Source organism: Hoeflea sp. BAL378 (assembly GCF_000759435.1).
In the GTDB taxonomy this organism is placed as follows: Bacteria; Pseudomonadota; Alphaproteobacteria; order Rhizobiales; family Rhizobiaceae; genus Hoeflea.
The window spans coordinates 21,854-43,934 of record NZ_JRJG01000002.1 but is presented as its reverse complement, the minus strand read 5'-3'; the positions used below and the strand labels follow the sequence as shown (position 1 = coordinate 43,934).

29 protein-coding genes are annotated in these 22,081 nt (G+C 65.3%); 18 read left to right on the top strand and 11 right to left on the bottom strand.

Features of this window, described 5'->3' with window-relative positions:
* Positions 1–148 precede the first annotated feature (148 nt).
* The 10 genes from LL06_RS00890 to LL06_RS00850 form a co-directional block, all read right to left on the bottom strand.
* A complete protein-coding gene (locus LL06_RS00890) occupies positions 149–388 on the bottom strand; it encodes a hypothetical protein (protein WP_035521115.1) in 240 nt (79 codons plus the stop codon).
* A complete protein-coding gene (locus LL06_RS00885) occupies positions 381–560 on the bottom strand; it encodes a hypothetical protein (RefSeq protein ID WP_035521114.1) in 180 nt (59 codons plus the stop codon). Before LL06_RS00885 ends, LL06_RS00890 begins: the two co-directional genes overlap by 8 nt.
* 68 nt (positions 561–628) lie before the next feature.
* A complete protein-coding gene (locus tag LL06_RS00880) occupies positions 629–1,576 on the bottom strand; it encodes a DUF2303 family protein (protein ID WP_035521183.1) in 948 nt (315 codons plus the stop codon).
* A 30-nt stretch (positions 1,577–1,606) separates the two neighbouring features.
* The gene (locus LL06_RS00875) at positions 1,607–1,957 is read right to left on the bottom strand and encodes a hypothetical protein (RefSeq protein WP_035521113.1); all 351 of its coding nucleotides are present in this window, start codon (positions 1,955–1,957) and stop codon (positions 1,607–1,609) included.
* Positions 1,958–1,975: 18 nt separating this feature from the next.
* A complete protein-coding gene (locus LL06_RS00870; protein WP_035521112.1) occupies positions 1,976–2,218 on the bottom strand; it encodes a hypothetical protein in 243 nt (80 codons plus the stop codon).
* Positions 2,215–2,478: a hypothetical protein gene (locus LL06_RS00865; protein WP_035521111.1), complete on the bottom strand. Its 264-nt coding sequence runs from the start codon at positions 2,476–2,478 to the stop codon at positions 2,215–2,217. Before LL06_RS00865 ends, LL06_RS00870 begins: the two co-directional genes overlap by 4 nt.
* Positions 2,479–2,489: 11 nt before the next feature.
* The gene (locus tag LL06_RS00860) at positions 2,490–3,233 is read right to left on the bottom strand and encodes a hypothetical protein (RefSeq protein WP_035521110.1); all 744 of its coding nucleotides are present in this window, start codon (positions 3,231–3,233) and stop codon (positions 2,490–2,492) included.
* The gene (locus LL06_RS00855; protein ID WP_035521108.1) at positions 3,230–3,700 is read right to left on the bottom strand and encodes a hypothetical protein; all 471 of its coding nucleotides are present in this window, start codon (positions 3,698–3,700) and stop codon (positions 3,230–3,232) included. The genes LL06_RS00860 and LL06_RS00855 overlap by 4 nt, the downstream gene beginning before the upstream one ends.
* Before the next feature lies 1 nt (position 3,701).
* Positions 3,702–3,860 (bottom strand): hypothetical protein, encoded by a 159-nt coding sequence (locus LL06_RS27580; protein WP_161784910.1) that lies wholly within the window; start codon positions 3,858–3,860, stop codon positions 3,702–3,704.
* On the bottom strand, positions 3,857–4,087 hold the full coding sequence (locus LL06_RS00850; protein ID WP_035521107.1) for a hypothetical protein: 231 nt from the start codon (positions 4,085–4,087) through the stop codon (positions 3,857–3,859). The genes LL06_RS27580 and LL06_RS00850 overlap by 4 nt, the downstream gene beginning before the upstream one ends.
* A gap of 104 nt (positions 4,088–4,191) precedes the next feature.
* On the opposite strand from LL06_RS00850, the gene LL06_RS00845 reads away from it, so the two are divergent.
* Positions 4,192–5,130, top strand: coding sequence for a hypothetical protein (locus LL06_RS00845; protein ID WP_152599438.1), 939 nt, complete (start codon positions 4,192–4,194; stop codon positions 5,128–5,130).
* Positions 5,131–5,159: 29 nt separating this feature from the next.
* Here the strand turns inward: LL06_RS00845 and LL06_RS00840 are convergent, their stop codons facing one another.
* Positions 5,160–5,882: a S24 family peptidase gene (locus tag LL06_RS00840; protein WP_244446994.1), complete on the bottom strand. Its 723-nt coding sequence runs from the start codon at positions 5,880–5,882 to the stop codon at positions 5,160–5,162.
* 50 nt (positions 5,883–5,932) lie between these two features.
* Between LL06_RS00840 and LL06_RS00835 the strand changes: the two genes are divergently transcribed.
* The 17 genes from LL06_RS00835 (at position 5,933) to LL06_RS00755 (ending at position 22,077) form a co-directional block, all read left to right on the top strand.
* Positions 5,933–6,208 (top strand): hypothetical protein, encoded by a 276-nt coding sequence (locus LL06_RS00835; protein WP_152599437.1) that lies wholly within the window; start codon positions 5,933–5,935, stop codon positions 6,206–6,208.
* A 158-nt stretch (positions 6,209–6,366) separates the two neighbouring features.
* A complete protein-coding gene (locus tag LL06_RS27135; protein WP_152599436.1) occupies positions 6,367–7,032 on the top strand; it encodes a hypothetical protein in 666 nt (221 codons plus the stop codon).
* A 146-nt stretch (positions 7,033–7,178) separates the two neighbouring features.
* Positions 7,179–7,694 carry a hypothetical protein gene (locus tag LL06_RS00825; protein ID WP_035521099.1) on the top strand — a complete coding sequence of 172 codons (516 nt, stop codon included), beginning with the start codon at positions 7,179–7,181 and terminating at the stop codon, positions 7,692–7,694.
* 304 nt (positions 7,695–7,998) lie between these two features.
* The gene (locus LL06_RS00820; RefSeq protein ID WP_152599435.1) at positions 7,999–8,697 is read left to right on the top strand and encodes an SAM-dependent DNA methyltransferase; all 699 of its coding nucleotides are present in this window, start codon (positions 7,999–8,001) and stop codon (positions 8,695–8,697) included.
* Positions 8,694–9,299 (top strand): hypothetical protein, encoded by a 606-nt coding sequence (locus tag LL06_RS00815; RefSeq protein ID WP_035521097.1) that lies wholly within the window; start codon positions 8,694–8,696, stop codon positions 9,297–9,299. Before LL06_RS00820 ends, LL06_RS00815 begins: the two co-directional genes overlap by 4 nt.
* Complete coding sequence (locus LL06_RS00810; RefSeq protein WP_035521096.1) at positions 9,296–10,246, top strand: hypothetical protein; 951 nt, start codon at positions 9,296–9,298, stop codon at positions 10,244–10,246. The genes LL06_RS00815 and LL06_RS00810 overlap by 4 nt, the downstream gene beginning before the upstream one ends.
* Entirely contained in the window at positions 10,246–10,566 is a 321-nt protein-coding gene (locus LL06_RS00805; protein WP_035521094.1) for a hypothetical protein, read from the top strand. The genes LL06_RS00810 and LL06_RS00805 overlap by 1 nt, the downstream gene beginning before the upstream one ends.
* Positions 10,563–10,838, top strand: coding sequence for a hypothetical protein (locus tag LL06_RS00800; RefSeq protein ID WP_152599434.1), 276 nt, complete (start codon positions 10,563–10,565; stop codon positions 10,836–10,838). The genes LL06_RS00805 and LL06_RS00800 overlap by 4 nt, the downstream gene beginning before the upstream one ends.
* A complete protein-coding gene (locus tag LL06_RS00795) occupies positions 10,825–11,196 on the top strand; it encodes a hypothetical protein (protein WP_035521089.1) in 372 nt (123 codons plus the stop codon). The genes LL06_RS00800 and LL06_RS00795 overlap by 14 nt, the downstream gene beginning before the upstream one ends.
* Positions 11,175–13,439 carry a DNA cytosine methyltransferase gene (locus LL06_RS00790; protein ID WP_244446993.1) on the top strand — a complete coding sequence of 755 codons (2,265 nt, stop codon included), beginning with the start codon at positions 11,175–11,177 and terminating at the stop codon, positions 13,437–13,439. Before LL06_RS00795 ends, LL06_RS00790 begins: the two co-directional genes overlap by 22 nt.
* The gene (locus tag LL06_RS00785) at positions 13,436–14,794 is read left to right on the top strand and encodes a primase-helicase zinc-binding domain-containing protein (RefSeq protein ID WP_035521085.1); all 1,359 of its coding nucleotides are present in this window, start codon (positions 13,436–13,438) and stop codon (positions 14,792–14,794) included. The genes LL06_RS00790 and LL06_RS00785 overlap by 4 nt, the downstream gene beginning before the upstream one ends.
* The gene (locus tag LL06_RS00780) at positions 14,791–15,678 is read left to right on the top strand and encodes a DNA adenine methylase (RefSeq protein WP_035521083.1); all 888 of its coding nucleotides are present in this window, start codon (positions 14,791–14,793) and stop codon (positions 15,676–15,678) included. The genes LL06_RS00785 and LL06_RS00780 overlap by 4 nt, the downstream gene beginning before the upstream one ends.
* Positions 15,675–17,480: a DNA primase family protein gene (locus LL06_RS00775; RefSeq protein ID WP_035521080.1), complete on the top strand. Its 1,806-nt coding sequence runs from the start codon at positions 15,675–15,677 to the stop codon at positions 17,478–17,480. The genes LL06_RS00780 and LL06_RS00775 overlap by 4 nt, the downstream gene beginning before the upstream one ends.
* Before the next feature lie 278 nt (positions 17,481–17,758).
* Complete coding sequence (locus tag LL06_RS00770; protein ID WP_152599433.1) at positions 17,759–18,571, top strand: hypothetical protein; 813 nt, start codon at positions 17,759–17,761, stop codon at positions 18,569–18,571.
* A 106-nt stretch (positions 18,572–18,677) separates the two neighbouring features.
* On the top strand, positions 18,678–19,226 hold the full coding sequence (locus tag LL06_RS00765; protein WP_152599432.1) for a hypothetical protein: 549 nt from the start codon (positions 18,678–18,680) through the stop codon (positions 19,224–19,226).
* 230 nt (positions 19,227–19,456) lie between these two features.
* Positions 19,457–20,071: a MarR family transcriptional regulator gene (locus tag LL06_RS00760; RefSeq protein WP_035521076.1), complete on the top strand. Its 615-nt coding sequence runs from the start codon at positions 19,457–19,459 to the stop codon at positions 20,069–20,071.
* Positions 20,068–22,077: a terminase gpA endonuclease subunit gene (locus LL06_RS00755; protein ID WP_052161068.1), complete on the top strand. Its 2,010-nt coding sequence runs from the start codon at positions 20,068–20,070 to the stop codon at positions 22,075–22,077. Before LL06_RS00760 ends, LL06_RS00755 begins: the two co-directional genes overlap by 4 nt.
* Positions 22,078–22,081 lie beyond the last annotated feature (4 nt).

The window sequence follows — 22,081 nt, the reverse complement described above, 5'->3', positions numbered from 1 at the left end:
TGGTGGCGATCACGCAATCGACGTCCTCGCAGATGATGTTCCGCTGATCATCGCGTCCACTGTCAGCGCGCCACGTCTTCCACGGGTACGCGCTGGGGCAGGGGAGGTCTGGGTCCTGTTTGTTTATCGGCATTTCGGATCTCCTGTCTCAAGTGAACTCGTGCGGAGGTGGGTCTTGTTGCTCGTCCCATCTGTCCAGGGTCTCTCGCATGGCCTTGCGGGCATCTTCTCGAGCGGTGTTCGATATGTATTGGCAGCGCTGCCCGCCCCACGTGTAGAGGCTCCATGGCTGTCGCGGCAGGCCGGCATCGGCAATCATCTTCTCGATGGTTTTCGCGATCTCTGGCAGGGTCTTCGAAAGGATGACCTGCTCGGCAAACTTATCCACGCGATTGGTCTCCTCGCGCTGCTAGACGAAGGTTCTCCTTCTGCATGGCTTTCGCCTTGCGGCGCTCGTGCCGGTTGCCGTGCTCGCGCAGGCCGGTTTCCTCGTAGGAATTGCCCACGAAAGTCTCTTTGCCTTCCGCGTTAGTGATGTGGAGTCTGCCTTTGTCGTCCATGGGTAGTTTCCTCTCAAATCAGGGGTCGCCCGGCGCGGCTTGGGAGATCGCGCCGGGCAGGGGCCGGTTCAGCGGGTGGCTTCGGGCTTGCCGATGTAGCCGGGCAGCCTGGTCTTCTCGACGGCGGTCTCGAAGTCCTCGGTCACCCTCTCGGTCACCGCCACGTCCGGCCGCCAGATCTGATAGAACCAGACGACGGCGCCATCGCGCATGCGGTAGCGCAGCCGCACCGGCACCCGCTGCGTCTCGCCCATGTGGAACAGCGGAATCTGCAGCATGAACAGGCCCGGCACCTTGAGCCTGTTGCCGTCGGCGCCCTGGTGCACCTCGTCCCAGACGATCTCGCCCTCGCCGGACTGCAGCGTGACGGCCGATTTGGCCTTGGAAGAGACATGCACGGCAAGGCCGCGCGACAGCGTCACCAGCGCCGAAGGCGTGGCGATGGTGGTGGCGAACTTGGCCTCGTAATCGGTCACCTCCAGCGCCTCGGGCGAGGAGAGGTCGGCAATGTTGTCCTCGATGAAGGCGGCGAAATCGCCCTGGTCCATCGGCTTGCCGTTCATCCCCACCCAGATCTTCCACTGTTCGGACAGCGGAAACGGGTAGTGGATGCGGTGGCCGAGATTGCCGGCGTAGCCTTCGCCGGAATTGAGGCAGTGATAATCGATCACGGCGGTGAGCGACGGCGCTTTCCAGTCGGTGCCGGCGAAGATCACGCTGTCTTCGGTGGCGTGGCGGCTGGTGAGGTCGATGAAGGAGGTGAGCGTGTCGACGATCGCCGTGCCGGTCTTGCGCTCGGGGAACAGCCGCCATTCCTCCGCCAGCTGCTTGAGGCTGTCGAATTCCGGGCTCTCGCCGTGCAGCCTGGCGATCGGCACGCGCTCGGGCAAGCCCTTGACCGCGAGGTTGAGAGTGACGATGTCGATGCCGGCGGCTTCGCGCGCCAGCTTGGCGATCTGCTCGATGCTGTCGGCGATCGCGACCGGTTCGAGCATGGGTATGTCAGTCTTGGCCATGGTCATGGTCCTTTCCGGGAGTGGGAGGGGTTAAACGGCAGGCTCCGCCGTCCGCGCCTTGGTGTCGCGCGGGCCGGAGAACATGTCGGTCTGCTGGGGGTGCTCGGTCGACAGCGCACCCTGTTCGGTGATCCAGTAGAAGGTGCGGGCGCGCGGGCGCTTGGGCGTCTTCGACTTGATGTCGGCCGAGATCTGCACGGTGCCGTTTTCGGCGGCGAGCGAAATGGTGAGGCTCACCTCGCCCTTGTGCGATTTCTTCACGTCCTCGGTCGAAAGCGTGTGGAGCTCCTGGAGCACCTTGGCCATCTCGGCGGAGAAGGACTGGTTCAGTTCGCCGCCTTCGAGCGCACCGATCAGGATGCTGGCGTCACGGATCTGCATGGGGATTTCCTTTCGGGGTTAAAGCTCGACGCCGAGTGCGGCGAGGCTTGCGTCGATCTCGGTGATGGCCTCGCCAAGGTGGTTCGCTGCCTCGCGCTTGATGCGGGCCATGGCCTGGTCGGAGAGCACCACCTCGATCTCTCCGGAGCCCTTGCCGAGCACCAGGCGCAGCGGCTCCTCGACGATGCGCCGCCGCATGGTGTTCAGCGCGGCGCGGCGCTCGGAAAACGGCACAGCCTTGCTGATGTCCTCAATCCTCAAAGCCGGCCCTCCGCGTGCTGCTTCGCAAGCAGCCGCCGGGTCTTGGCGAGCGTGCTGGTCGCGCCGCGCGGGCGCGCGCGCTTGGCGCCGTATTTGATCGAGCCCAGCCCCCTGGGCCTGTGGGTATGGCGGGCGTACTTGCGCTCGAGCTTCTTCTCGCCGGCGCTGTGGAGCGGAGCCCCGAGTGGCACGACCGCGGCCAGCCGAGCGAGAGCGGAGCCGAGCGACAGAATGAGGCGGAGACCGTTGGGCCTGTGCATGGTGTGTCCTTTCAGGAGGTGAGGGCGACGTGGGCGGCGTGAAGGGCGCGTTGCTCGAGCATCCGCTCCTCGCCGATCAGCCGCTGGGCGGCCTCGACGAAGCGCTCCTCGGCCTTCATCGCCGCCCAGGGCTTGATGCCGCCCTTGAGGCGGAGCGGGCGCTTGTGGGCGACGGGAATGGCCTGCGCCCGGGCGGACGGGCCGAACAGAGCCACCATCTCGGCGTTGCACATGCGGCGGTCGAAGTCGTTGAGATGATCCTGCTCGAAGGCGTTGGGCAGGATCAGGCCGGCGGCCAACCATCCGGCTTCGCGCCAGGCAAATTTGATGGCGTCCCATGAGAAGTGCGCCAAAGCCCCGGCTTCCTCCGCCTGCTGCCGCGTAATCGTCATGAATTTAGGGGCAGACCGTCTTGCGGTGTGGGTTGAGGCGCTGATAGTCGCGTTGAGCAGCCGCTGCGCCGGCGTCGGCTTGTCGCCGACAAGATGCTCCTCGCCGTCATGGAGCAGGAACAGCGCCGCCAGCCTCGCGTCGCCGGTCTCGTTGAGAATCGCGTCTGCGCCCATCACCGAGTGCTGCGCCACCGAATAGGCCACGCCGGGGTTGGACCCGTTGAAGCGGGCGATCTTCGACAGGGCGTTTGCCATGGCGTAGAAATCGATTTCGGCAGGATCGGGTGCTGCGAGATCGCGCACCGAGCCATCCGGACGGAACGACCAGACGGGCTCGGGAGCAAGGCGGAGGATGGCGGTCATGACGCACCGCCTTCTGCGGCCTTCTCGGCCAGCGTCAGGCGCGGGCCGTCGGCGTGGTAGGTTGCCACCAGCGGGGTTTTGTTGTGGTTGCCGAAAACCACCCAGACGCTGTCATAGCCCCCGTCAGGATCGCTTTCATTCTGCATCCAGTCGTGGATGCCTTCGGAAACCCGTGTTCCCGAAAGAATGTCCTCGACAAACCAGTTCTCGCAGCCCTCGCCATCGACGATCGCTGCGAAATCGTGCTCGGGTTCGCCAGCGGGGGGCGACCATGCGCCGTCCTCGCCGCGCGTGTATTCGCGCCAGCAGGTCAGCTCGAGCGTCGATGCGCTGAAGGTCGTCCCGTCCGCGGGCACTTCCACGGGCCAGCCCTCGTCCCCACCGCGCGCCAGCCACCTGGCCCAGCTATCGAGGTCCGGATCGCAAGGCACGATCTCGTCGGCGAAATCATCGAGATAGATGAACATCTCACGACCCCATGCAGATGGCGACGAGGCCGGCCGCGATGCAGAACAGGGTGATGACCGCCGCTGCCGCCAGCGCGGGGGCGTCGGTGCCGCGGGCGGCGCGAGCGCGCTCCTGGGTCAGCCGCGTGCCGTCGATGATCGTGATCGTGGCGGGGATCATGACAGCCTCCGCACGCTCTCGCGCCGCGCCTGGGTGATGGCGGCGGGCGACAGGCGCTTGACCGTGTCGGCGGTCCATCCGCGCTGGATCAGGGTTTCCGGGCTCACCGTCTGCCCGGAAAAGGCCATCTCGCGCATGTCGCTGGCCATGCGCCCTGTCAGGGCGTCGCGGCAGGAGGCGGCTGGTGCGGACTGGAGCTGTGGTTCCCTTGGGTGAAAACGGATCATCGGCGGTCTCCGGAAGGAAGCAGGGCGCATTCGCGCTCCCGGCAAGCGGGGAGGTTCAAAGCCACTGGGAGGTGACGCGGACAAAGATATGCGGAAAATGTTCCGTGTCAACAGAAAAAGCGGAAACAATTCCGCTTGCCGCAGGTCGGCGCCATCGCACGGCCTGCTTCGCTTCTGAATTGACGTGGGGCAGAATAGTTGCAACCTACTCGTTAGATGTCTGCGAGGAGGGTGCTTTCATGAATGTAAGGGTTGCTGTTGCGCTTTTTGCTATGAGTTGCGGCTCCGCACATGCCGGCTTCGATCAGTGGACCTACGAGAAAACCAGCGATCCCTTTTCTGGCGGTGAGAAGGTCGAGGTGGATTACTCGACGAGCATGCGATCCGGAATATTCATCACTTGCGATACTGCGGGGAACGGGCTCGACGTGCGCGCTATCGCGGGTTGGGAATACGATCCTGCGCTCAAGGCGATGAAGCCGGCTGGGAAGTTCGCATTTGACGGTGAAGTGCTTTTCGGTGCCGAAGGCGTGACGGGTGCATTTGGACCCAATATCGCCGGCGTGCAGTTCGACCTCGCCGCCAAGGACGCGGCGGCTTTCTCCGCCGCTATGAAGTCGGCCCGGTCGCAAATTGCGGTGCAGGACGGAATAAGCAATAAGCCGCACTTGTTGACGGCGCGGGGCAGCACGAAGGCAGGGGATGAACTTCTGAAGTGCTTGTCAACTCAACGGAAAGATGAAGCTGCAGCGGCAAGCGCCGATGAAGGTGACACGACAGCAGTGACTGCAGGCATCAATATGGCCGTCTTCCTGGGTTATCTGGTTGCTCTTGAGAAGAAATGCCCAGAGTATCGAATCCGCCCGGAACTGACTGAATTCAAGGGCGTGGATCCGGCAATACTTGAGACGGCGGCGCTCCATTTGGCGGGTGAAACCGTGGATGCTCAAGCTGAGATTGCGAATATCAGCTGCGAGTCGGTCGCCGCGAAAATCGTTGAGACCTCAGGCCTTAGTTCCGATGAGCTGTGGAGCATGCAATAGCTTGTGACAGATGCTTGCCCTGAATCTGGCTAAACGCCATACAGTTCGTTGACGGTCAACACCTTGTGGATTGCCGCAACCCTCTCGTGCGGAATGGATATCTCCGAATCGGGTGGATTGTGCTTCGACAGCACGATTGCGCCGCCGCCCCTTCGCCGCAGCACTCCGATCGATGCGGTTATTGCATGTGGGTCGCCATTGATCTCCTGCACGATCACAACGTCGCCGATGCGTGGCGGCTTGTGCGGATTGACGTAAACGAGATCCCCCGGAAAATACCGGGGCTCCATTGACGAGCCCTCGATGTAGAGTGCGTAGATGTCTCGGGCGCCGGAGAGCGCCGGCGGGCGGCGCACATAGTCGATCACGCCCTCAATCTGGAACGCGCCAGAAAGCAAGCTGCCGGCCGCCGTGCCCAAGACTTCGATATCGGCCGGCATGCTTGTCCTTGAGGGCGCAACGGGCGCTGTGGCGGGCCGCACCTCCAGTGTCGGGACGGCATCCTTCGCATCGGTCCCTGTAAGCAGCCACTGCTCCGTCACGCCCAGGACGCCCGCAAGCTTTGAAAGGGTTCTTGCTCCCGGCATCGCGTCCGGGTTCTTGAGAAGCTTGGGCAGTGTCTCGCGGCTGAGCCCCGCTTTTTCGCTGGCTCCGCTGGGGGAAAGGCCGAGTGCGGCAAGGCGCTCGCGGGCACGGTCCTGAAGGGTCTTTTTCATGTGCGGAATATTAGCCGTATTTGCGCAGGTAATCATTCTGAAATATTTCCGTTGACAATGCGGAATAAGTTCCGCAATTTACGCGCATGATCACTCTGCGAGAACAGTTCATCCGCACCTTCGACGCCTTCGTCGACGCCACAGGCGTGGGTGAGGGCACCTTGTCCGACCGTCTGCTTAATGGCGGCGGACGGATGAAGCGCATCCGCACTGGCTCCGACATTGCCACGGGCACTTTTGAGCGCGTCATGCAGTGGCTGTCCGATAATTGGCCCGACGGCGCCGAATGGCCCGAGGGCGTGGCGCGGCCAGGCTCCGCACCGGCCGAGGCGGAACACACAATTCCAGAGGCTGCCGAATGAGCGCTCGGACCACAGTTCACCGCAGGGTGGGGAAGCGGCCATCCCGCCGTTCGACTGCGGCTCACCATACCCAGGAGTTCGCAGGTTCGCTGGCGCGAGCCACGGGTCTCGCGCGGTCCTTCGGACCCCCTGCAACCGCATTTCAAGGAGGAACCCAGATGGCCCGCTTACTTCTCCGCCGTATCGACGATGCGCTGTGCGCCTTTGCCACCGGTCACAGCCGGCGGGACCGCGACCGGGCACGGCGGAAGCGGCTGGCGCTGCGGGCGCTGCGGACAGCGCGCGCCATGCGAGCCTATGTGGCGGCAAGCAGCGCACCGGCCTATCTGCAGGACTGGCTTGACGAGATGGATGCGGAAAAGCTGGCGTCAGCCTCCGCGTTTGACGATCTCGCGCACCGCCTCCTCGTAGGCCTCGAATGCGCGCCTGAGGCCTTGCTCCTGAACGAGCTCGATATCCACTCGGCTGCCCGTTATGCGCGGGCGCGGCGTGATCTTCTTGACATCGACGCTGCCAAGGGCCGCATGGACGTCGTGCCGGGCGAGGGCGAAGCCGCGGGGATCGCGCCGGGCGAAGGCAAGCGCAAGCTCCACAAACGCCTGACGAAACAGGCCTGCCTCGATTTCCTTCATCGCCAGTTCGGTCTCGGGGGTGGGAATGGGCATCCGTTTTCTCCTGGTCCGCGGTGGCCGCGCCACGTTGCAATTGAACCGATGTTCGCGCCGTGTGCAAGCGATCCTCTGGCATCCGCCGCTGCGGTGCAGGGCTGCGGTATCTGGGCACGGATGCAAGACGAGGCGGCTCCGTTGGCCTTGCAGCGGTGAATGTCTTCATCATCGGATCGGCTTTCGTTTCTGACCCGATGATCTGACCAGTTTCGACCACTTCCCACCACGGGAAACGCAACCGGGATTTCCCGGAGCGGGAAAGCTTTGTGCTCGCGTGAGGCGGGCGGACAAGAGGACAGGCCATGTCAGCAACGATCTCCACTGAAGCCCATTGCCGGATCAAGGCAGCGCAGAAGGATCTGGTCCAGCGCTGTGGTGGTGGCGACCGCGCCGGGTCTATCGCCAATTACAGCGGCTCGCAGATGGGGCGCTTCGCGGACACCCGCACCGCGCCCGACCTGATGCCGCTGCATGTGGTGCTGATCCTCGAGGCGGAATGCGGCATGCCCTATGTCACCTCCGCCATGGCCGAGATCAACGGCCACCGGCTGGCCGGCCCGGAGGGCGGCGAGACGAAGTGCGCGGACCTGGAGCGCGAGATCTTCCACTGCAACACCGAGGTGATGCGCCAGGTGGGGGCGCTGTCGGTGTCGGTGGCCGAGGCGCTGGCCGACGGCCGGCTGACACCCGCCGAGATCGACAAGATCTCCCGCCAGACCGCGCCGCTGCGCGAACTCATGGCCAATCTTGACATGGCGCTGGCCAAGGGCCGCGCCAGCGGCGGCCAGGTGCTGAAATTCGGCGGGGAGGGCGCGTGATGCAGACGGTGCTCAAGGCGCAATCCTGCGGCAAGACCGTTAGCCGCCTCGGTCCGGTGGGAAGAGCCATAGAGCGGATGCTTGCAAGCGGCTGGGAGAATCACTTTGCAAGGGACGCGGTCGAGGGTCGCATTCCGTTTCGTCGCGTGGACATTCGTCGTGGGCAGGCTGCGTTAGATCCTCGGGGCAGGCCCGAGGATGACGCGGGGTGGGCGGAGGTGCCGGCCTCGGTGCTCGCTCTTTTGCCGCCATCTTTCGGCTCGTCATCCTCGGGCCTGTCCCGAGGATCTTCCAGCGGTGCGACATGAGCGGTCTCGCCAAGGTCATGAACGATCGCCAGCACCCGGCCGACAGCCTCGACTATTTTCCGACGCCGCCTTGGGCGACGCGGGCGTTGTTGCACGAGGTTCTTCCGCGCAGGGAGGACGGGGTTTCATTCTCGGAGTTGCGTGCGCTCGATCCGTGCGCCGGTGGTGGCCATATGCTGCTGCCGCTCAGTGAGGTCTTCGGTGCTGTCGACTTCTCCGATGTTCACGACTGGGGCATCGACCCGCCGATCCGGGATTTCACCTTCGAGACGGTCGAGACGCTTTTGGCGGATGGGCGGGTGCAGCCGGACTGGGTCTTCTGCAATCCGCCCTTCAACATAGCGACGGCTTTCTTCGATCGCGCGCGTGCGATCGCGCGGATGGGGGTGGCGTTCTTCGTGCGCTCGAGCTGGCTGTCTGGTCAGGAGCGTTTCGAACTGATCTATCGCCTGACCCCGCCGACTTTTGTCGTTCACTTCGCAGAACGGGTGGCCTTGATAGAAGGGGCTTGGGACCCACACGCGTCAAGCGCAACGGATTATGTCTGGTTGGTTTGGATCGCCGGCATGGCTCCCCGGCCTCCGATCTGGCTCCGCCCCGGCATGCAAGCCAAATACACGCGCGCGGTGGACATGGAGCTGGCGACGCCTGGCGAGGCCAAGCGCCGCGCGGCCAGGCGGAAGGCCAACCCATGACCCCGCTCCAGTCTCCCCGCCTCACCATCGTCACCAACCATCCCGTCCGCGCCGTCCCGGCCGTGCTGGGCGTCGAGGTGCGGCCGTCCTGGGTGGCGGTGGTGACCACGGTCGAGGGCGTGCGGGGGCTGGCGCCGGGCGCGCGGGTGATCGGCCAGTGGTTCGAGCCGCGCAAGTACCGCTCGGCGCTGGAATGGGCCTTCATCGACCGCCGGCTCGCCGGCGACCTCGTCGGCCTGTCGCTCGAGGATTGCGAGAAGCTGGCCGAGAGGGCGGATCGGGCCCGCGCCGAACGCCGGCGCGCAAGACGGGGAAGGCTCCAGCACGCAAGTAAGTTCCAGTCTGCTCGCCGCCTCCGGCGGCATGGTGATCAGCGAACGGAGGATCTCATGACAATCCATCTGCATGTCGGCAGGCCCAAGGCAGGGTTTCCGCCCGCCATCAAGCAGGAGGCCATCGTGGCCCTGTGGCAGGCGGGCTTCGACCATGAGGAGATCGGCGCGGCGGTGTCGGTGCATCCGGGCCGCGTGGCCTCGGTGCTCGACCTGGTGCGCGAACAGACCGGCGCCCTGCGCCCCGCCCCACCGGAGAAGATGCGATGATCGAGGATTCCGCCGTCACCTGCACATTCGGCGTGCGCCCGCGCATGGTCCGCCCTGTCGGGCAGGACGCATTCGGCACGCCGCGCGCCATCGGCCCACATTTCAAACTCTTGCCGCTAGCCGAGGCCAAGGCAGCACTCGCGATGATGGTGGAGCGGGGCTATCCGGCCGCCGACATGACCGAGGTTTGCGGCATCACCGAGGCGGATATGGCCCGGATCCGGCGCAGCGAGCCGAAGCCGCTTGCAGCGCCGGGTGGGAGCGACCGCGCCCCCGGGGGGCGCCAGGCGCAGCCGCGGGTGAGCCGGTTCCACGCGCTCAATGCCGTCGATCTCGACCGGGCGCTTGCCTTGGTGGCGGGCCTCGCCTTCGAGTGCGGGGCAGGGCTCGACACCCGCTTCTCCGTGTCGATGCACCAGTTGTCGATCGGCATGGCGATGAGCCTCGACGCCACGCGCCACCGTGTGCGCGGGCTTGAGGACGCCGGGCTGATCGACCGGCGCGCGCCGCTGGGCGCCACGCCGGGCAGCATCCTGGTGACGGCATTGGGGCGCGTGCGGCTCGAGCGGATGGGGTTTGACCACGCTGGCTTCGGAGACGCCCCGGCCGGGCACAGGGGGCCGTCGTCTGCAGGCCCGGCTTCGCCGCGGGTACCCCCGCAGGTCGACCACAAGGCTGTGCGGATGCTGGCAGTGCTCGATCGGCTGCGCCTGAACGGCGGCTTTGCGCCCGGCGCGGGCTTTCCTGCCTCGGTGACCACGGTGAGCGCCGCCGCGGCGCTGATCGACAAGACCGCGCGCAATCATCTCGACCTGGTGATCCGCCAGGGGCTGGTGGCGCGCGAGGCCAGCGCCGGCCGCTGCGCGACGCTCACCATCACACCAGCCGGCCGCGCCGTGCTCGACACGCTCGCCGATGATGCACCAGACACAGGGGAGGACGCGTGATGGTGCGCCTGAAACCCTTCGAGCGGCCGCTCTACATCATCGCGCCGGATCTCGCCCGGTGCCACAGCGCGGCACTCGCCAACGGCCTCAATCCGTCGGTGATGGAAAACGTGCGCTGCATCACCTCGGCCTATCAGTTGCGCGGCACGCGGCCGGGCACTCCCTTCATCACCCACGAGCGCCAAGCCTGGGTCCGGGCCATGCCGGGCGTGTTCGATCTCGATCTTGCGATCGACACGCTGATCCGCACCGGACGGCTGCGCGTGGCGGCCAGCGACGACATCAAGGCCGCCAGCACGGCGCGGGAGGCGGCGGAGTGAGAACCGAGTACTCGCCCTTGATGCTGCGATTGTTCCTGCAGGCGCGCTGCCTGCATGCGGTCAACACCGGGCTCTCGCGCGACATCAAGGCTGCCCGGGCCGGGCTGCGCAAGGCGGCGAAGGTGACGGCGGCGGCGTTCGACAGCGCCTGGAACGGGCGGCTCCACAGGGCGGAAACCAGACAGCGGCTGTGGGCGGCGCTTGACGTGGCGCCTGCCGACCACGGCGTGAATTTGACGGATGATGGAGGGCAGGAACATGCAGTCGGATAATCCGAAACTGGCGGGCTTTGACCGGCGCGCTTTCGCCGCCGCGCTTGAGCAAAAGCGGCGGGCCGAGAACCTGAGCGTGCGCGCGCTGGCAGCGCTCGTGGCCGTCACCGGCAAGGATGTTTCCATGGCCTGCGGCGGCCATGTGGTGGGCGTGGCCAAGGTCCATGCTCTGATCCGCTGGCTCGACTTGCCACTCGACCACTTCGACATCCCGCCAATGACGGATGCAACGGAAACAACGTGTTACGGCAGGCCAAACGTGGAACATTTCGGGAATGAGTTGGGGGAGGAGCAACGGCAGCGGACTATCGAGTATGACGTGAGCTGGGACATCAAATGGCCAGAGGCAAGCGCATGACCCGCCCGCTGATCATCGACTGTTTCGCGGGCGGCGGCGGGGCCTCGACGGGTATCGAGATGGCGCTCGGGCGCTCGCCGGACTACGCGATCAACCACGATCCGGTGGCCGTGGCGATGCATGCGGTCAACCATCCCGACAGCATCCATCTGTGCCAGAACGTCTACCAGGTCGACCCGCTCGACCATTTCGCCCGGGCCCATATCGGGTTTGCGTGGTTTTCGCCCGACTGCAAGCACTTCTCCAAGGCCAAGGGCGGCGCGCCGGTGCAGCGGAATATCCGCGATCTGGCGTGGATCATCCCGGGCTGGATCGAGCGGATCCAGAGATCGGGCGGCAAGGTCGACGTGGTGGCGATCGAGAACGTGGAGGAATTCCAGACCTGGGGTCCGCTGCTGATCACCGACAAGGGGCTGATGCCGGACCCGGAGCGGAAGGGCGAGACCTTCAAGGCGTGGTGCAGGAAGCTCAAGCAGCTCGGCGGCAAGATCGAATTGAAGGAGATGCGAGGCTGCGACTATGGCGCGCCGACCATCCGCAAGCGGGTGTTCATCCTGATCCGTTTCGATGGCAAGCCGATCGTCTGGCCGAAACCGACGCATGGAGACCCGAAAAGCGAGGCGGTGAAGGCTGGCAGGCTCAAGCCGTGGCTCACGGCCGGGCATGACGTGATCGACTGGGACATTGTCTGTCCGTCGATCTTCGACAGCCGCGCCGAGATCCTCGCGCGCCATGGCCTCCGGGCGGTGCGACCGTTGGCGGACAACACAATGGCGCGGGTGGCGCGGGGCATCAAGCGCTACGTGCTGGATGCGTCGCGGCCGTTCCTGGTGAACCTCACACACGGGGCGCGGCTGGAGGACATCGGCGATCCGCTGCGCACGGTGACCTGCGCAAATCGCGGCGAGAAGGCGGTGGTCGCGCCGTCGCTGACCCGGTTCAACGCCGGCGCGACGGGCGCGGCCATGGATGCGCCCGCGCCGACAGTGACGGCCAACAGCTTTCACAAGCGACCGGGCGGGGCCGCGCCGCTGGGCGTGGTGGCACCCGTGATCAATGCCTATTACGGCGAGGGCGGCGGCGGCAACGACCGCAGCGCCGACCCGGCCAATCCGCTGCAGACCGTGGTGACGGAGAACCGCCACGCGGTGGTGGCTCCGGTGATGACCTATGCCCAGCAGGGCGGTTCGGTTCGATCACCCGAGGACCCGCTGCACACGGTGACGGCCTCGACCAAGGACCAGAACGCGGTCGTAGCGCCGCACCTGATGACAATGCGCAATGCTGGCAAGCCGTTCCAGGGGGCCGATGAACCGGCTCACACGGTGACCGCCGGCGGGGCCGGGCTGACTTGCGTGGCGGCCTCGCTGGCGAGTTCACGCGGCACAACAAATGGCCGCCAAAACAATGAGGCCAAGCGCCAAGAGACCAACAAGCCCCTTACCTCGCAAGGTGATATGCCGAAATTTGAAACTGTACATCCAACAAGCCTCCCGGTGAGTGATGGCTCAAGTATTGATCAAGATTTTGGGTGTCGGTTTTTCCCCGCCATGCCGGCTGCTGGCTTTGTTGCCCAGCACAACAACGACATCCGCCGCATCGGCGGGGTGAACCCGGGAAGGGCGGCAGACGAGCCGGTTTCGACGGTGACCGCGTCGGGCGCGCAGCAGGGCGTGGTTGCGGCGCATGTGACGCGACAGTTCGGTGCTTCGACTGGCCATGGTGCCGGGGAGCCTACCGGCGCGGTGACGGCAGATGTCAACAAGACCGGCGTCGTGGCGGGCGCCCTGGTGAAATACTACGGAACCGGCGACGGGCAGGAGGCCATCGAGCCGCTGCACACCGTGACCACGAAGGACCGGTTCTGCCTGACCAGCGCCGCGCTGGCCGCGCCGCCCTTCGGGCCGGAGCACTATGCCCGCGCCCGCGAGGTGGCGGCGTTCCTGCGCGCCTATGGCTTCTGGGATGAGCGCGAGTTCGTCACGATCGACGTGCCCACCGAAGCAGGGATGGTGACGCTGGTGATGGTCGACATCGGCATGAGGATGCTGATCCCGCGCGAGCTGTTCAATGCGCAAGGGTTCCCCCACGGCTACCGGATCGACCGCGACCTCGAGGGCCGGGTGTTCTCCCAATCCGACCAGGTGGGCCGCGCCGGCAACAGCGTCTGCCCGCCGCTGGCGGCAGCGATCGCGGGCGCGAACGTGCCGCACCTGGCGGAGTTTGCGGAGGCTGCCGAGTGACCGAGATCATCGACGACTTCGTCGCCAAGGCCCGGGACGTGACGGTGGAGGCGGCGGCGCTGCGGCTCAAGCTGCCGCTTGACCCCAAGAAACGCGGTGACCAGTCGATGCCGTGCCCGGTCTGCGGCGGCACCGACCGTTTTGCGATCCACCCGGCGGAAAACGCCTGGAACTGCCGCGGCTGCGGCACGGGCGGGCGCGACGGCATCGGCCTTGTCGCCCACGCCAAAAGGCTCGATTTGAAACGGCGGGCGGAATTCCTCGAGGCCTGCGCGCTTTCCCTCGGGGAGGATGTGCCCGACGGGGCCGAAGAGATCAGCGACGAGCGGCGGGCCGAGATGAAGGCGGACGCAAAGGCCCGCGCGGAAGACGCGGCGCGCAAAGCCACGGAGCGCGACAGGACCTCCGGCGAGTTCCGGGAGAAGGAGCTGGCAAAATGCCGGGGGATCTATGCGGCGGCGGAGCCGGGGATCAGTGGCACCTTTGCGGCGGAGTATCTCTATAACCGCTCCGGCCTGCCCGTTGATGCCCGGGCGATGGTGCAGCCGGCGCGGTGCGTCGGAAAACTCACCTACTGGCACGGCCAGGACGAGCGCGGCAATCCTCGCGACATCTGGTGTGGCCCGGCGCTCGTGCTGCCCTTCGTCGATGGCGCCGGCGAGATGATCGGGATCCACCAGACATGGATCGATATGGACGTCGCCCCGAAGCGGCGCCCGGTGCTCTATGGCCTGTCCAAGGCGGGCGCAGGGGCGGGGCGCGAGGACCGGGCGGGCCCGCCGACATCTGCATGGCCCTCGGCCGAGGACCTGGCGGCCGGGTATTACGAGCGGCTGCCCACCAAGAAGATGCGCGGCACCAAGAAGGGCGGGCTGCTGCCGATCGCGGGCGACATGAGCGCCAGCCGCTGGGTGGTGGGCGAGGGCAGCGAGAATGTCTGCGCCTGGCTGGGCAAGGAGCTGCGCGAGGACTTCCAACTGGCGCTCTCGACCTTCTATGCCGCCGCCGGCGACATCGGCAACCTGGCGGGCGCGGCTGCCCGCACCGGACGCTGGAAACATCCCCTTGAGACCACGGTCAATGCCGCGGGCGCTGTCCGGCCGGTGATGCTGCCAAGCCCTGATCCGGACCCGGAGCGGCTCGACGAGGGCTTCCCGGTTCTTGCGCACATCACCGAGCTCGTGCTGCTCGGCGACGGCGATTCCGAACCCTACTGGACGGCCACCATGATGGCCCGGGCGCAGGCCCGCGCGCTGCTGCTGGCGCCCAAGGCCCGCGTGCCGGTGCTGTGGCCGCCGGCGGGGCAGGACTGGGCGGAGACGATATTGGAAGGCATGAGGGGTGATGCGGCGTGAGTGAAATATCAAGGCCCGTTCTGCGCTGGCATGGCGGAAAGTGGCTGCTGGCACCCTGGATCATTGGACACTTTCCCAGCCATCGGGTCTATGTCGAGCCTTATGGCGGCGCCGGCTCTGTCCTGTTGCGCAAGAAGCGCACCTATGCCGAGATCTACAACGATCTCGATGACGAAGTGGTCAATTTGTTCCGCATCCTGCGCGATAAAGCCGCCGCAGAGCGCCTGAGGTGTCTGCTTGAGCTGACGCCTTTCGCGCGCAGCGAGTTTGAACATGTCTGGGACATTTGCGAGGAGCCGGTGGAGAGGGCGCGAAGGCTAATTGCGCGCTCCTTTATGGGGTTCGGTAGTAATGCTCACTCGGACATGGGCCGGGGCCACAAGACCACCGGATTTCGGGCGTCTTCGATGCGCAGTGGCACCACGCCGGCGCGCGACTGGGAGAACTATCCGGCGGGCCTGCCAGCGATCGTCGAGCGTCTGCGCGGCGTCATCATCGAGCGCCGGCCGGCACGGCAGGTGATGGCGTGCCACGACAGCCGGGAGACCCTGCATTATGTCGATCCGCCATATCTGCCGGAAACGCGCAATCGACGGAATCCGCATGATCCCAAGCACCAGTACCGGCATGAGATGACCGTTGCAGATCACATGGATCTGCTCGAGGCGCTGCGCAGCCTGAGTGGCATGGTGGTGCTCTCCGGTTATCCCTCCGTGCTCTATGACGATGCGCTGGCCGACTGGCGGCGTGTCGAACGCATGGCGCTGGCCGATGGGGCGCGGGAACGCACCGAAGTGCTGTGGATCAACCCGCACTGTGCGGCGCGTCTGGATGCGCGCGCCGGCGGCGCGGGCTCGCCCCTGTTTGCGGAGGCGGCACAATGAACCAGCATATCCCGCCCGCCGTGCAGGCCCAGCTTGACGCCATGGGCCATGCACCGCCTCCAGAGACAGCCAAATCCCCGGACCCCTCTTTGGGCTCTGCGCGTGCTGGTGGAACTGGTGCAACCCGGAAAAAACCAGACAGCGGCAGGGGAAAGGGCGAAAATCAGCGTGAGCCGGATAAGCCGTCGCTCGGCGATGTCATCGCGGCCTGCGCGCTCCTTGATCATTCCGACACCGACAACGCCAAGCGGCTGCTCGCACATTTCGGATCAGACCTGCTGGTGGTCACCCAGTCCAAGGCCAAGAGCCCGTTTTACGCGGTGTGGACCGGGGCAAGCTGGGACACCGACAATGGCGGCCCGCGGGCGCTGGCGCTGGCGCAGCAGCTCGGCGACCTGATCATGATGGAGGTCGAGCATCTTGCGCCAACGCCGGACGAACTGGCGGCGCTAGATGCGGGCGGGCATTTCCTCGAAAAGGAGGATGAGCAGCTCGGCAAGGCCGAAATCAAGGCGAAACGACACGCCGAGGATGCTGCAAAGGCGTGGGCCAAGCGCCGCGCCAGCAGGGCATCCTTCGCGGTCGGCTCCAAGAACCTGGCCAAGATGAACGCGATGCTGGCCTGCGCCGCGCCGCACATCATGCGCGATCCGGACGATTTCAACGCCGATCGCTATTCCTTCGCCACGCTCAACCACACTATCAGGTTCGGCCGTGAAACGGTGATCGTGCCGGCGCAATCGGACGCCCAGGAGGATGCGGAGGAGATCCGCGCCGTGGTCGACGTGCGCGACGGCCACCAGCGCGCCGACCTGATCACCCAGCTCGTGCCGGTGGAGTATGACGCGGCGGCGACCTGCCCGAAATGGGAGGCGTTCCTGGCACGCATGCTGCCCGACCCGCTGGTGCGCAAGCTGGTGCAGATCGCCTTCTCGCTCGGCCTCGTTGGCGTGACGGTGCAGAAGCTGTTCTTCCACTACGGCTCGGGCGCCAACGGCAAATCGGTCGCCATGGAGGTGATTTGCCGGCTGCTGGGATCGGCCTCGGTCACGCTGCCCGCCACCTCCTTCATCGGCGAGAGCAACACCGGAGGCTCGGCCTCGCCCGATATCGCCCGGCTCTACGGAAGGCGATTCCTGCGGGTGAAGGAGCTGCCGGTGGGCGAGGACCTGAAGGAGAACCTGGTCAAGGAAGTCACCGGCGGGGAGGCGATCACCGCGCGCGACCTGCACCAGGGCTATTTCGACTTCGACCCGCTGTTTACCGCCCATATGAGCGGCAACGGCTATCCGCGCATTACCGGGATGGACAACGGCATCTGGCGACGCATGTGCGTGGTGCACTGGCCGGTGCAATTGAAGCCCGAGGAACAGCGGGACTTCGAGGAGGTGCTCGACGATTTCCGGCCCGAGTTCTCCGGCATCCTCAACTGGATGGTCGAGGGCGTGCGCATGTTCCTCGAGGAGGGGCTCGAGATCCCCGAAGCCGTGGCGCGCGCCACCCAGGACTATCGCGACGAGATGGACCCGACAGCCGCCTTCTGCGCGGCCTGCGTGCGGCCCGAGGCGGGCGCGCGGCTCACGGCCAAGGATTTCTACCACGCCTATGTGAACTACACTGTGGACCAGGGCGGCAAGCCGATATCGCTCACCCGCTTCGGGCTGATCATGAAGCGCAAGTTCGAGCGGGAGGAGGGGCGGACCAACTATTATCTTGGCATCTCGCTCGTCAATGTGCCGCGCGGCGAGGGTGACGCTGGCGGCTCTCCGCCCGGGCATTGGGACGATATCCCGCCGATTTAGCGTGAAATCTGCACCAGTTTGCACCAGTTGCGCACCAGTTCGCGATACTTGTCCAAGGGGGTTTGGGGGAATGAAATCAATGGGTTGCACCAGTCTGCACCAGTTTTGCCGCCCCTATACGCATGGGAGAAAACGGCGGGAAGAAAATACCATATGCGTATAGGCGTCAAAAACTGGTGCAAGTGGTGCAAAGCATTGAAATATATATAGAAAAACTATCGCTTAAACTATCGCAAACTGGTGAAAACTGGTGCAACGCTCAAAACAGGAAAACGCGCATGACAGAGGCCACAAAGCAGACGGGCATAATCGAGTGTCTCGAATGGGCCTATAGGCAGGAACTGCCCAAGGCGGAGCGGACAGTATCCGGCTGTGACACGGCATCTGCCGCATCGTCTTGGGGCATGGTCTATGATTTCGGCATTCTCGGCACGGTGATCGACGCGCCTCTCAACGCCCATGGCGTGGTGGCGGTCCATCTCGACGAGGGCGATGTGCACCCGGACGCGCTCACGATCGGCCGCGCCGTGGACGGGCTGGTCGGGCTCTCGGTGGAGATCGGGCCGGACTGGTCGCCTTTCTGCGACTGGGCGGATGAGGACGGGCTGGTGGCGGATGCCGTGCGCCGGCGTGTGCTGCGGCTGGCGGCCCTTACCGGCCGCGAGATCCGCACCATGGTGATCGCCCGCGCGGTGCTGGGCCGCAAGCCCGACTGGCGCGGGCAGGAGCCCGGGCGCACCATGGTGATGCGCGGTGGGCAGCCTGCCTGGTTCATGAGGCAGCAGCGCACCGATCCTTCATCGGGCGTGGCCTTCGACTGCGAGGTCGACGGGTTCAATTATCGCAGCCGGCGGCCAAGGGCCGGGGCCTATCGGAAGTTCGTTCTGTCCGATGAGGTGGGGGGGCTTGCCGAGGAGCGCTTCCGCCGATCGGTCTGGGCGCTGGCTGTGCGCCATGTGGCGGCCGAAGTGGCCGGGCGGCTGACCGGTCATGCGCTGACCGCCGAAGTGCCCACTGTGGCGCCGTGGGAGGCGGTGGCGGGGCTCGCCGCGCCAACCTCGGTAAAAATGGCCTTGAGGCTCAAATCTTGACAATGCGACGGAAAGTTGACAAAGCTCTTCTCACCCTGAAAAGGAAAAGTTCAACCCGCCCCGGCCTCCACGCCGGCTGGCGGGTTTTTTGATTGGAGATCGCGGCGTGAGCACGGCAGGTGTGAAGATCGATGCCAGCGACTTTCGCGCGCTCGGCGCGGCGATGCATCGGCTGCCGGCTGACATCAAGGCGAAAGCGTTTCGCTCGGCCACCAACCATGTGGGCAAGAAGGCGCGCACCCAGGTGGCGCGTCTGGCGGCCAAGTATTCGGGTCTGCCCTATCGCTTCACCCGCGATGCCACCCAGATGATGCTGACAGCCCAGAATGTGGAGATCAAGCTTCGATCTCGCTGGGTATCGCTGGCGCAGCTCGGGCCGCGACAGACGCGGAAGGGCGTGAGCGTGCGGGGGCGCGGGTCTTATGCGGGGGCGTTCATCGCTGCATCGAAGTATTCCGGCGGCCGCGCGGTGCTGATCCGCGAGGGCAAGAGCCGCACGCCGATCCGCGAACTCTATGCAGCCAACCCGGCTCACGCCATGGGTGCCGATCGGCACGGAGAATTCCAGAGGCTGGCGCAATCCATCATGGATCGCGACATCGCAGAGCGTCTGATCCACGAAGTGGGCCGCCTGCTCGACCGCGCGGCGCGCTAATCGCGCCCGATGAGTGTGCGACACAAGCCTCAAACCCCGCGGCAACCGCCCCGGAAAAAAAGGGACCGTATCCCCGATCCAACCCCCGCGGGGCGGGACGACCCCGAAAAACTGCCAGTTTTGCAAAGGTTTTGGTTGGGTTGTCAGGTTGTCAGTGGTGCTGATGGGGCGTTGTCAGGTTGTCAGTCGCCGGATTGCCGGGATCAAGGGATAGAATCAGGAAAGAGCGCGTGGTCATGGTCGAGACAGTGATGATGACGCTGTCGGAGATTGCCGAGCGTGACGGGATTTCGCGGCAGGCAATTTCGAAGACCGTGCGCGAGCTGGTCGAGAAGCACGAGATCCCGGTCGAGCGCGACGGGCGAGGGCGGATCGCCCGGGTGTCGGTAGGGCATATCGATCACTACCGCGACAAGTACCAGAACCCGGCCAAGGTGCTGGCGTCGAGGCCGGTCCCGCCCGAGGAAAAGCCAAGGCGTGACGAAGCGCCGTCCATCGTGACGGAAACCGACAGCTTCGAAGAGGCTCGCCGGCGCAACGAATGGCTGCGCTACAGCCGCCTGAAACTCGAGCATGACGAAGCCTGCGGACGGCTGATCAGCGCGGATCAGCAAGCGCAGGCGATGGACATACTGGGCCGCGAAACCCAAGCGATTATCGCCAGGCTGCCAAATTACGCCGACGACCTGGCGGGGCCGTTTGCCAAGGAAGGCGTTCACGGCTTGCGGGTCGCGCTGAGGGATGTGGCTCACCAGATCAATCTGGCGGTCTCAAAAAGGTACGCCGAGATTGCCGTTGCCGCGCCCGAGAAGGACGTGATCGAGGACGAAGAGGCGGGGCAGTGACGGTTCATCCTGGGGCGCTCAAGCTGGTAGCGTCGCGGCTGGCCGAAGCAATCCGGCCGCATCCGCCGACGCCCTTCGTCGAATGGTTGTCGGAGAACGTGGTGCTGGTCGATGGGCCACGAAAAGGCGAACTCTGGTCGCCCAGGGACGCGCCGTATCTGGTCGAGATCGCCGAATGCCTCAGCCAGGAGCACTCTGCCAACCTGGTCACCGTGCGCAAGGCGCAACAGACGGGCGTGTCGATCCTGGCACTTTCGTGGTGCCTCTACATCGCCGAGGTCTGCCCGGACAACATCCTGTACGGGGTGCCCGGGATCGACGCGCTGCAGGACATCAACGGGCAGAAACTGCAGCCGCTGATCGACGCATGGCAGGTCGAGACGGACAAGAAAATCATCCTGCCGGTGACCAGCCGGTCGGGGCGCAACTCGACGACCTACGAGAAACGGTTTCCGGGCGGGTACATCTCGCTCGCCAATGCGAACACAGTCATGGACCTGTCCATGAAAACCTGCAGGTTCGGGGTCAAGGACGAGGTCTCGAAGTGGGGCGAACTGCCAAATGGCGCGGATCCAGAGACGCTGTTCTTCGGCCGCTTCACAGCGTTCCGCAGGCAGCGGAGCTACAAGATCTTCGAGCTGTCGACGCCCGAGCTCGATTCTGGCGATGCGCTCGGCGACGATCCGGGCCATTGCCGCATTGACCGGTCGTTCAAGCGGTCCGACCAGAGGTTCTGGTATGTGGAATGCGTCGAGTGCAAGGAGCACTTCGTCCAGTCCGACGATCATTTCCATGTCGACCGGGTGCAGCCGCACAAGAGCGTGATGGTCTGTCCGTCCTGCGGGCACTGGATTTCGGAAGCGGAACGGGTCTCGATTGTCCGCGAGGGCGCTTACCGGCCGACCCAGACCGGCCCCGACAGGCACCCCGGCTTTCACGTCGACGCCTTCATGAGCCTGTTGATGAGCCTGGGGGATATCGCCGAGGACAAGCTCAAGGCCGAGAAACGCGGCGAGGCGGGGGCCAAAGACTATCACAACCTGGTGCTGGCGCTGCCCTACCAGTTGCGGGGAAATGCGCCGGACTGGCAGCGGCTGATGGAGCGCCGCGAGGATTATCCGGACGGCGTGATCCCGGCCGACGGACTGATCTTCGTCGCCGGCGCCGACGTGCAGCACAGCGGCATCTATGTCGAGTTTGCTGCCTTCGGCTCCGACAGGCAAAGCTGGTCGGTGCATGCGGAGTTTCTCGAAGGGGAAACCGACGACAAGAACGCCGGAGCGTGGGTGAAGCTTGACCGGCTTTACCAAACCGATTGGCAGGACGCCTACGGGCACACGCGCAGGGCCGGCGCCATGGCGGTGGACGCAGGCGACGGCAACCGGACCACACAGGTGCTGGAATGGTGCCGGGAGCGGCCAGACACCTACGCGATCGCAGGCAAGCACGGCCGCGGTGTCGCCGCCATCGGGCTGCCGAAAAAGACATCGGTGCGCAAGGGCGGCAAGCGCAAGCGTGTCGGATCGACCATGCTGTGGCCGGTCGGGACATGGTCGCTCAAGGGTGAGTTCTACGGAAACCTGCACCGGCTCGGGCTTCGTTCGGGCGAAGTGGCCGACCCGGCAGGCTACTGCCACTTCAACGAGGCGCGGAACGAAGAATTCTTCCGCCAGATCACGGCGGAATATTTCGACCAGAAGATGGTGCGCGGACGCCTGGTCGAGGAGTGGAAGAAGATCCGGCGCGACAACCACTTTCTCGACGCGCGGATCTACGCCATGGCCATGGCAGAGCATCTCGGCCTTTCGCGCCTGACGCCCGCGGGCTGGGCGGCGCTGCGGGCGCAACTGACGCCAGCCGCAGCCCAGACGCTGTTCACGCCGGTGTCGCAACAGATCGCTTCACGGGCCGAGCCGGACGCCTCGAGCGCCGGTCCTGCGCGGGGCGCGGCTTCGAAGACAACGCCGGCGGACGACGTGCTGGCCAAATGGAAAAGGCGAAAGTAATGCG